We start from the raw sequence: 8,547 nt of genomic DNA, 5'->3' as shown, positions 1-8,547 counted from the left end.
GCCGAATGCCGCGGTCGAAGAGCTTTTCGACCGGCAGCGGCGCCAGAAGGTCAGGCAATTTCTCCAGAGCGCGCGCCATGCCCTTCACCGCGTAGTCCGATGGCGCCTTGAAGCTGACGAAGGCATTGTCATCCGCGTCAAGCGTGACGTAGTTCTCGGGGTCGAGCAGGTTCTCGGTGACCACGACCAACGGCAGCGCCTGGCGTAGCCGCCCCTTTTCGGCACGCATTCCGTGCTGCCAGCGGTTCTCGAAATAGACCAGTGCCGCCGCATGCTCCGATCGGTGAGGACCATCATAGAGGCCGAAATTCAGGCCGGTTGTGATGGTGCTGCCGTCGAAATTGTCGACACCGTCGAGATAGACCTCGAAATTCCAGCCGTAGGATTCATGCAGGCCGCTGCCGACAAATTCGCCGCCCAGGCCGGATCGCAGCATGATCGCCGCACTCTGGATGGCATTGGCGCCGAGAATGAAGAGATCGCCGCTGACCTGGTATTCCTTGCCGTCATGGCTGAACGTGACCGAACGGACAGCACCGCCGACGTGATCGAGCCGGCGCACTTCCGCACCGAGGCAGACCGAGATGTCGGGATGCTCGAAGACGTGCATCAACCCGTTGTTGACGGTGAATTTGGCGTCGACCGGGCACAGCCAGCAACGCAGATTGGCACAGCACGAGCTGCGCTGCGCGGTCGGCACGCGAGCCCGCGCGGTTGGCATGACGAAGTGCTGGTCGGGCTGCGCCGCCTTCATCATCCTGTCCGGTGTCGACATGCGATGCGGCGGTTGCGGAAACGGCTTCGAGCGGGGCAGCATCGCCGCCATGTCGGGGTCGCCGGAGATCGACATGATGTCTTCCGCGTCGCAGTAGAACGGCTCGACGTCGTCATAACTGATCGGCCAGTCATTACCGATGCCGTAGGTGCTTTTCAGCCGGAAATCATTGGGATGAAATCTTGGCGTCTGCGCGAACCAGCAGTTCGTCCCGCCACCCAGTCCGATCGTGTAGTTCCACGGCTTGTCGGAATTGGTCTTGTAGGTCGTCTCGTCTTCGATGTCGGTGTTGACGTTCTGTTCGAGCTGCCATTCATGGGTGTTGTGGCGTCCCCACTCCAGCACCAGAATGCGCGCCTTTCGGCGCCTGGCGAACTCATGCAGGAAGAAGGCCGAACCGAAGCCGGAACCGATCGCGACGAGATCGAAATGATCCTTGGTGATTTGCTCCGGCTTTACGTCCAGCACCATCAGCTACAACTCCACACAGAAATACGCGCTCAACCCCAGCGTCCGCAGGCCGTGTGCGGACCGGTCTTGCATCCGTCTGACAGGGCCCGGTCTCATGCCGCCATTCTGCCGATCGAGTGATATTCGATGCCATGGCGGGCGATGACCTTGGGGTCATAGAGGTTGCGGCCGTCGAAGATGACCGGCGTGGTCAGCGCGTCCTTCACCGCGTCGAAGGACGGCGCGCGAAAGCTCTTCCATTCTGTGGCGATCAGCAGCGCATCGGCGCCGCGCAGCGCCGCCTCCTTGGTGCCGCACAGAAGCAGGTCGTCGCGCAGCCCGTAGATGGCCTGGCATTCCTGCATCGCCTCGGGATCATAGGCCTGCACATTGGCGCCGGCCTTCCAGAGCGCCTCCATCAGGACGCGCGCCGGCGCCTCACGCATGTCGTCGGTGTTGGGCTTGAAGGCCAGACCCCAGAGCGCAAAGGTCCTGCCTTTGAGGTTGCCCTTGAAATAGCGGTCCACCTTGTCGAAGAGAACCGATTTCTGTGCGTTGTTGCGCTCCTCAACGGCGCGCAGCAGCTTGGCGTCGAACTTGACGCCTTCGGCGGTCTTGATCAGCGCCCGCACATCCTTCGGGAAGCACGAGCCGCCATAGCCGAGGCCCGGATAGATGAAATGGTAGCCGATGCGCGGATCGCTGCCGATGCCCTTGCGGACCTCCTCGATGTCGGCGCCGAGTTGTTCGGCCAGATTGGCCATCTCGTTCATGAAGCTGATCTTGGTCGCCAGCATGCAGTTGGCGGCATATTTGGTGAATTCTGCGCTGCGCACGTCCATCACGATCATCTTCTCGTGGTTGCGATTGAACGGCGCGTAGAGTTCGCGCATCACAGCCTCGGTGTCCTCGCTGTCGGTGCCGACGATGATGCGGTCCGGCTTCATGCAGTCGGCAACCGCGGACCCTTCCTTGAGGAATTCCGGATTTGAAGCGACATCGAAAGCCAGGTCCTCGCGGCCTCTTTTCTTCAGCGTGTCGGCGATCCTGGCCTTCACCTTTTCGCAGGTGCCGACCGGCACCGTCGACTTGCCGACGACGATCTTGGGTTTGTCCATTTCGCGGCCGATGGTCTCGGCGACTGCCAGCACATATTTGAGGTCGGCCGAGCCGTCCTCGCCCGGCGGCGTGCCGACCGCGATCATCTGGATCTCGCCGTGCCTGACAGCGGCGGCGGCATCCGTTGTGAACTTGATGCGGCCGGCGGCATGGTTCTCCTTGACGAGGTTTTCCAAACCGGGTTCGAAAATGGGAACCAGGCCCTGGTTGAGCCGCTCGACCTTGGCGGCGTCGATGTCGACGCACACCACCTGGTGCCCGACTTCGGCAAGCACCGCCGCCTGCACGAGGCCGACATAGCCAATTCCAAACACCGTCAAATTCATTCGGTTTCATTCCCATGCAAGGCAGCGGACCGTTTTCGGCCCCGCCGGTTCAAATCGACTTTCCCAACTACTTTACACTGCATGCCAGCGATTCCGGAAATTGACAGGGTTCGCCGAGCGCCGTGAAGGCGACCCGCTCGACCTGCAGGGAAAGCTTGCGGCCCGGATCCGCGAACGCTCCCATCCAGCCCTTCATCGTATCGCTGCCCCAAAAGCTGAAGAATATCTTCTGTGCATGGCTGGGCAGCTTCGCCGGGTCGGTAATCGTGTTCACCAGTTGGCCGTTGACGTACCATCGCAAGCTGTCCTTCTGCCAGACGAAGGCGTAGTCGTTGAAGGCCTTCTCCGTGCCGCCCGGTACGTCGACCAGTTTCTCGTTCTTGCCCTTGCCCGCGATATAGGCGTTGACCTGCACCTTGGAGGTGTCCTTGGTCAGGACCTCGAAGTCGATCTCGTCCCAGGGCTGCTTGTCGCTTGGACCGATATAGGTGAAGAACGCGGCGTTGAGGCCGGAGCCGGTATCGGTCTTCAGCCGTGCCTCATAGGTGCCATAGCCGAAGCGCTGCTTGGTCTGGATCTCGCCGCAGACGTAGTCGCGATCCTTCAGCGTCTGCTTTTCGAAGCCGAGCGACAGCACACCATTCGACAGTTCGACCATATTTTTCGACCAGGTGCAATTCTGATGGCTGCCGTTGTTCCAGCCGTCGGAAACATACCAGCGCGTGCGGTCGAAGCTTTTGAAATCATCGACAAAGGACGGCGATGTCGGAATGTCCTGGGCATGGGAAGGGGTTGCCAGGAAACCGCCAAGAGCAGCCAGCAGCAACGCACCGAGCGACCCCAGCCGCCGGGCGGCTTGTCCGGTCCGATATGCGAGAGGCGGTGCGTCAATTGCCGTCGTAGGTTTCGGATTCCAATTCATACCAAACTCACCTTTGCGCTGTGTGTCCCCAACCCAAAGTCGACGTTCGAACCGCTCCTGCACGGGCCAACCTTGACCTTCCTTGTGACCCTCTCGATTGCTTCTGCTTCCCGCCTTGCATCAAATCTGTTGCAACAGTTCCGAGCCTTCACGTTCAACCTCTGCCGGCGCCTGCCGGCCAGGCGAATTCCGCCGCGGCGGCCGAGGAGGCATCCTCGTCAAAGACCGTATCCAGCGAATGACGGAGCTCTTTCATCATGCCGTCCTGGCGCGACAGCGCCGCGATGCGGCGCTCGCAATTCAGGATCGACTGTGTCAGTGCGCTGACTTCCGAAGACCGCTTGTCGGAAGCAGAGCCGTTTTCCATCGCTTCGACCAGAAAGGCGGCGTTGGTCGACGTCGTCCGGTAGCGATTCTCAAGCCCGGTTCTCTCGGCCTCGATCTCGGCCGCAATCTGCTCGAACAGCTTTGCCAGACGATCAAGACGTGAAACATCGGCCTGACGGTCGCGGGCCGGATCCCTTGATCTGAAACCGAATATCGAGGCCATGAACTCAGGTTCCCGTCATCGCCGGCTTGTGGGCCGGGCTTCTGGCCGATCCCCGCAGCCGGGGCTCAAAAACTCGTGTTGCGTTGTCGTGCTCCTTTTGAGGGAGAGACATCAGACCAATCCGATCGGGGGCCAAGTTCGGCTGGTCGTCCACTATGCTGCACCGCAACATAGACTGCCATCGTCGGAGCCGCGAGGCAACCACCCAATTCGTAAACTCATAAATCCGACCGAAATGGTTTGCGTGATGACATGCCGCGAGTGGACAAATCGCTGCATCGGGACCGCTCTCAGCGTTCCTTGCCCGTGCTGGTTCCGGCCATCAGAAAGCGCAGCGGCGGCACAGGCTTTTGGCTGGACACAAGGCCGACACGACGAAACAGCGCCTCGAGCTTGTCGGAAGCCACGCCCTGGACGATGGGGACGAGGTTGGACAGGCTGGCGAAGGCGTAAGCCGCAGCCGAGCCCAGCCCCCGCTCGGCCTTGACGTCAAGGAAATTACGCAGCCGATATTTGTCGCGCACGTGCCGTTCATGCCGCCGCAGCACCGCCTTCGAGCCTTCCGGCAGGCTGTCGATCGCCAGCAGCGCCAGATCCGCATCGGCCAAACGCTTCAAGTCCTGGGTCTTGTGGCGGCCGCTCAGGGAATCGGCGCGGACGATGGCGCCGTAGCCGCAGGAGCGAATGACCTTGAACCGCGCCCCGCATGCGACCGCGCGGGCGTAGAGTTCATAGTCCTCGCCCAGCCGCAGGCTCTCGTCGTAGCTCAACCCATGGCGGTCGAGGAAGGCACGGCTGATCACCGGCTTCAAAAAGCCCAGTTCGCCCCTCTGCACGCGGCGCCTGGAGATGTTGCCTTCGACGAAACGCTCGAAATCGAGGAATTCCGGATCGGCGGCAAATTGCGGCGCGACGATTTTCGTCGCGTCGCCTGTCGCATCATCCCTGATCAGCATGATGTTGTCGGCGGCGAAATCCCAATCGGCGCCGGCAAACAGGTTGCGAAACCGGCCTTCGAGGAAGAAATCGTCGGCATCGAGAATGCTGATGAACGGCGATTTCGAGCCGGCGATGGCTGCGTTGCGGGCAAAGGAGGGGCCGCGATTGACATCGAGGCGCATCACGGAGAGCCGCCCGCTGCCATCATCGGCGGATCGTGCGACACCGGCGGTGTCGTCGGTGGAGGCATCGTCGACGACCACGACCTCCGCCACTTCCGGTTCGCGCAATGCGGATGCGATGGCGACGGCGATTGTCGCTGCGGCGTTTTTTGCCGCGATGATCACGCAGACCTCGGATTTCGTCATCGACATGGATTTGCCTCTCGTACAGGTAATATCGATTTGCCCTCGCCCCGTACTCGTTCGATGCACTACAGAATTGCCATCAGCATCCAATTTACCCTCAGCGACTCGCCGGCCGCTCGAAGATGCGGCGGCTGATATCGGCGGACGCCGCCCAGCCTGCTTCGGCCAGATAGCGGACCGGCGCGCGGCCGCACAGTTCCCAAAGCACCGTTCGCCGCTGCGGCCACCGCAGCGACGGCAGCCACGGCGCGATGACCATGCTGAGCAGATCCTCATTGCCGATGCGCGGCAGGATCCTGGTCGCGCGCTGCGACAGCAGCGTGCCGGCACCGCCGAGTAGCACGTCGGCGGCGCGCAGGCCAAGCAGCAGCGTGTCGTCCAGACCTTGCGCGGTAGCGGCATCGAGCAAACGCTGCTGATCCGCCTCGTCGAGGCGGCCGGCGCTGGCGCCGATATCACAGACGTATCCGGCGCAGGGTTCCCGGTTGAAAAGTGCCTTGGCGACGCTGATGCAGGACAAAAGCAATGTATCGGCCACCGAGGTGAACGGCACCGTCGCACCGGCGATTTCGACCTGTCGCTTGCGCCGCAGGAACCCGTCCGCGTCGCGCGGGCTTGGCGAGCCGGGCTGCTGGAGGCGGTAGTGGAGATCGACGGTGGACGACCTCGGCCCGTCGTCCCGGGTCATGTGCTGTTCGCCGAGGAAGCGGACCCACCAGACGGAGCTCGACTTGCCTGATACCTCATAGCCGATCTTGCGAAGCGCATCACGCGCCCTGAAAAATCCGAGCGGCGAAACCAGGATGTCGACATCGCCCGAGGGCTTCATAAAATGGTCGTCGTAGAGAAGTTGCTGCTGGAACGGACCCTTCAGAAAAACGAAATCGATCTCGCTGGCGCGCAGCACGTCCTGGATCGCCATCGAATCCATGATGCAGGACGCGTTCATCGAAACCGTTTTCCTGCGGTAGGTGTCGAGCCATTGGAAAAGCTTAGTTGGCCTCTGAAGCGCGGGTGCGCGCGAAAGCGCCTTGAGGACAAAGACGGCGACCTTGTTCAGCCTGGCAATCTCGGCAATTTTTTCACCGTCAAGATGGCGCATCGAAACGTCGCCCGCGCCCGGGCCGGCGAAAAACAATCGCAGGCAAGCCTGCACATAGGCCACCTCGCCGGCACAGCCGGCGGCGCGCAATCGTTCGTATGAGCCATCCGGCAAGGCCATTTAGCGCACAGTCTCCCAAGAAAGCGTTTCGCGCCGACACTTATGCTGCAAGTGCGAAGCAAGCATCACCAAAAACCTCGATGCCGTAAAGCCTTTCCTTCTGCAGTGCGAATTTTTGCCACCAAAGCGTCTATCGAGGTGGCATCGGAAAGCAGTGAAAACCGCGGTTGAAATGTCCCTTGCCACGTCCGCTTAGGCAATCTCCGGACGATTTCTCAAATGGAAATTCTTTTCATTAGAGAGGCCTAAATATAGGCACAACGCAAACGGCTTATGCAAGCAAAATCAAATGCTTAAAGAATCAGCACAGGCGCGATCGTCGTGCACAAGGAATCGGCTAAAAAATGACAAGTTTTAGGCATGCCGCTCATGTGACGACGCCAGCAACCGTAATTGATTAACAGAAAGTAAAACAGTCTTGACTCATAAATGCTGCCGTGCAGCTATTGCATTGCAGCATAAAAGTGCTGACGGCACTCGACAGGCCGTTTCCAGTCCTAAATCGGAGAGTAAAATGGAACAGAATGTTGAAAAGCATGAATATGAAACGCCAAGCCTGACGGTCCATGGTTCGATTGAGACCATCACCCAGGGCGGCGGCGGCAGCACGGCGATCGACGCATCGTTCCCCGCGCATACGCCGATTGGCGACCTGACGTTCTCCTGAGACCTACAGCCGATTCCAGAGTGACATGTTGGGACTCTGGATTCAAAAGCAGACGTAAGAGGGGTCGGGGGGCCAGCCTCCCGATTTCTCCTGCGCCGCCTGGAGATGTCGCAGCGTTTTGTCAGCGAGGTTTGGGGATGAACGGGGAGCTATCCGACCGTGATCTGGGCGACCACGATAGCGTGTGCGCGACCAAGGATGCCGTGGCTTGCGAGTTCGGCGATGGCTTGGCGCTGCTCAATCTCAAATCCAATGTCTACTACAGCCTGAATGGCGTCGGCGCCTTCATCTGGGATTTAATCCAGGAACCCCGGTCGATCGGCGACATCCGCAGCGCCGTGCTTGCGCGCTACAATGTCGACCCGGTGCGCTGCCAGGCCGATGTCGACGCATTGCTGAAGGGCCTGGCCGATAATGGGCTTGCGAGACGGCATCATGAGGCACTTGTCTAAGCCGGTCCAGCACAAGTCCCTGGTTTCACGGGCCCTGGTTTCGCCGGCCTTGTCTTCGCGGGCCACGGCTTTACGGCAGGAACCGGCGAGAGAAACAAACGTCAAGCAGACGAAGCGCGGGGGAAGCCGGCGCGGGCTGGTCAGGATTTTCTCCCTGACTGGCTCGGAAATGATCTTCCTTGGCCATTGCCTGCTGGTGGTGGCGACAGTTCGGCTGGGGCTGACGCTGTTGTCCTACAATCGTGTACGCAGCCTGGTGACGCGCCTCGACGCGCGGCAGTGCGCCTCAATGGGCGAACTGCGGCGCGTCGCCTGGGGCGTTGCCGCCGCGGCCCGTTTCGTCCCTTACGCCACGTGCCTGACCCAGGCGCTCTCCGGCCAGTATATTCTCGCCCGCCAAGGCAATGAATCGACGGTACGCATCGGCATCGAACGTGGCACAGGCGAGCAGTTGAAAGCACATGCCTGGCTGGTCAGCGACAACCATATCGTGCTTGGCGGATCGATCGACGGCTTCGCCCATCTCGTCGACCACGGCAGCCGATGAGCGGCGTCGCCGGAATCCTGTTGCGCGGAGCAAACGCACCGGCGGTCGCGGCGGCCGACATTCAGCAAATGCTGGCGCGCATGCGCCATCGTGGTCCTGACGGCAGTTCTTGGTGGCTGGACACCAGCATCGCCCTTGGCCACGCCTGGCTCAACACATCGGATGAAGTCGGTCCGGGCCCTTTGACGATGGCTGGGGGCCGGCTCGCCA

General features: G+C 60.9%; 9 protein-coding genes and 1 pseudogene. 4 read left to right on the top strand and 6 right to left on the bottom strand.

Annotated elements, in window-relative coordinates; all coding sequences use genetic code 11:
- The 6 genes from ENZ75_RS12510 to ENZ75_RS12485 form a co-directional block, all read right to left on the bottom strand.
- The coding region (locus ENZ75_RS12510; protein ID WP_164887796.1) for a GMC family oxidoreductase at positions 1-1,246 on the bottom strand (1,246 nt) is incomplete at its 3' end.
- A 92-nt stretch (positions 1,247-1,338) separates the two neighbouring features.
- On the bottom strand, positions 1,339-2,670 hold the full coding sequence (locus tag ENZ75_RS12505) for a UDP-glucose/GDP-mannose dehydrogenase family protein (protein ID WP_013528109.1): 1,332 nt from the start codon (positions 2,668-2,670) through the stop codon (positions 1,339-1,341).
- A gap of 67 nt (positions 2,671-2,737) precedes the next feature.
- A complete protein-coding gene (locus ENZ75_RS12500) occupies positions 2,738-3,592 on the bottom strand; it encodes a family 16 glycosylhydrolase (RefSeq protein ID WP_024501832.1) in 855 nt (284 codons plus the stop codon).
- Positions 3,593-3,746: 154 nt separating this feature from the next.
- Positions 3,747-4,142 carry a hypothetical protein gene (locus ENZ75_RS12495; RefSeq protein ID WP_024501833.1) on the bottom strand — a complete coding sequence of 132 codons (396 nt, stop codon included), beginning with the start codon at positions 4,140-4,142 and terminating at the stop codon, positions 3,747-3,749.
- A gap of 290 nt (positions 4,143-4,432) precedes the next feature.
- Positions 4,433-5,455 carry a glycosyltransferase gene (locus ENZ75_RS12490; RefSeq protein ID WP_013528112.1) on the bottom strand — a complete coding sequence of 341 codons (1,023 nt, stop codon included), beginning with the start codon at positions 5,453-5,455 and terminating at the stop codon, positions 4,433-4,435.
- 91 nt (positions 5,456-5,546) lie between these two features.
- A complete protein-coding gene (locus ENZ75_RS12485) occupies positions 5,547-6,671 on the bottom strand; it encodes a nucleotidyltransferase family protein (protein ID WP_013528113.1) in 1,125 nt (374 codons plus the stop codon).
- A 514-nt stretch (positions 6,672-7,185) separates the two neighbouring features.
- On the opposite strand from ENZ75_RS12485, the gene ENZ75_RS12480 reads away from it, so the two are divergent.
- The 4 genes and pseudogenes from ENZ75_RS12480 to ENZ75_RS12465 form a co-directional block, all read left to right on the top strand.
- Positions 7,186-7,338: a lasso peptide gene (locus ENZ75_RS12480; protein WP_010913078.1), complete on the top strand. Its 153-nt coding sequence runs from the start codon at positions 7,186-7,188 to the stop codon at positions 7,336-7,338.
- Positions 7,339-7,475: 137 nt separating this feature from the next.
- Positions 7,476-7,790, top strand: a complete 315-nt coding sequence (locus ENZ75_RS12475) for a PqqD family protein (protein ID WP_027164264.1) — start codon at positions 7,476-7,478, stop codon at positions 7,788-7,790.
- 169 nt (positions 7,791-7,959) lie between these two features.
- Positions 7,960-8,337: a lasso peptide biosynthesis B2 protein gene (locus ENZ75_RS12470; protein ID WP_244514257.1), complete on the top strand. Its 378-nt coding sequence runs from the start codon at positions 7,960-7,962 to the stop codon at positions 8,335-8,337.
- A pseudogene (locus ENZ75_RS12465) lies at positions 8,334-8,547 on the top strand (asparagine synthetase B); the annotation flags it as partial. The gene ENZ75_RS12470 and the pseudogene ENZ75_RS12465, both read left to right, overlap by 4 nt.

Origin of the sequence: Mesorhizobium sp. M7A.F.Ca.CA.002.04.1.1 (genome assembly GCF_004022805.1) — a bacterium.
Classification (GTDB): domain Bacteria; phylum Pseudomonadota; class Alphaproteobacteria; order Rhizobiales; family Rhizobiaceae; genus Mesorhizobium; species Mesorhizobium ciceri.
Note: the sequence above shows the minus strand (reverse complement) of the source record. Positions and strands in the feature narration are given on the sequence as shown.

What these genes read in the sequence shown, in the direction of transcription:
- ENZ75_RS12505 (WP_013528109.1), bottom strand. Translation starts at nt 2,670, where the DNA reads ATGAATTTGACGGTGTTTGGAATTGGCTATGTCGGCCTCGTGCAGGCG.
- ENZ75_RS12500 (WP_024501832.1), bottom strand. Translation starts at nt 3,592, where the DNA reads ATGAATTGGAATCCGAAACCTACGACGGCAATTGACGCACCGCCTCTC.
- ENZ75_RS12495 (WP_024501833.1), bottom strand. Translation starts at nt 4,142, where the DNA reads ATGGCCTCGATATTCGGTTTCAGATCAAGGGATCCGGCCCGCGACCGT.
- ENZ75_RS12490 (WP_013528112.1), bottom strand. Translation starts at nt 5,455, where the DNA reads ATGTCGATGACGAAATCCGAGGTCTGCGTGATCATCGCGGCAAAAAAC.
- ENZ75_RS12485 (WP_013528113.1), bottom strand. Translation starts at nt 6,671, where the DNA reads ATGGCCTTGCCGGATGGCTCATACGAACGATTGCGCGCCGCCGGCTGT.
- ENZ75_RS12480 (WP_010913078.1), top strand. Translation starts at nt 7,186, where the DNA reads ATGGAACAGAATGTTGAAAAGCATGAATATGAAACGCCAAGCCTGACG.
- ENZ75_RS12475 (WP_027164264.1), top strand. Translation starts at nt 7,476, where the DNA reads ATGAACGGGGAGCTATCCGACCGTGATCTGGGCGACCACGATAGCGTG.
- ENZ75_RS12470 (WP_244514257.1), top strand. Translation starts at nt 7,960, where the DNA reads ATGATCTTCCTTGGCCATTGCCTGCTGGTGGTGGCGACAGTTCGGCTG.